1 protein-coding gene is annotated in these 705 nt (G+C 32.1%); it reads left to right on the forward strand.

The window, feature by feature from the left end; translation table 11 throughout:
* Positions 1–705: arsenic resistance protein (locus tag ACFQIC_RS18870; RefSeq protein ID WP_390217671.1), on the forward strand; the 705-nt coding region annotated here is incomplete at both ends.

Below are 705 nucleotides of genomic sequence, written 5' to 3' on the forward strand. Positions count from 1 at the left end.
CTATGCTCTATATTACTTTCTTACAAATTCCTATTGAAGAAATAAAGAAAGCTTTTAAAAACATTAAGTTTACATACACTTCAATCATCATAAACTTTGTCTGGACACCTATCCTAGCATGGCTGCTAGCTATTGTGTTTTTAGGTGACAATCCAGCATTATATATTGGATTTATCATGCTCATGGTTACACCCTGTACGGACTGGTACTTAATCTTTACAGGGATAGCGAAAGGAAATGTTGCATTATCAACAGCTATCTTACCTCTAAACTTAATCTTACAGATCATTTTGTTGCCTATTTATCTTCTTATTTTTGGCGGAACTACAGAGGTTATAGAACTTTCATTTCTAGTGGAAAGTATTTTAATTGTTTTATTCATACCGTTAGTTTTATCTTTTTTAACAAAAATGGTCTTGAGAAACAAGCAACAGTTAAGAGACAATCTTATATATAATCTTAGTGTGTTACCGATTATTTTTCTAAGCCTTGCAATTATTGCAATGTTTGCTTCACAGGGACAATTATTGCTTGATAATTTAGATTTAATGTGGCAAATTACAATACCTATCCTCTTATTTTTTATTGTAAATTTTATCGTTGGTCAAAGGATTGGAAGGTTTATGAAGTTCCCAATCTCTGACAGAACAAGCTTAAGCTTGACTACTTTAGCTAGAAATTCGCCAATCGCTTTAGCGATTGCTA

This window comes from Halobacillus seohaensis (assembly GCF_042663045.1).
Lineage (GTDB): Bacteria > Bacillota > Bacilli > Bacillales > Halobacillaceae > Halobacillus_A > Halobacillus_A seohaensis.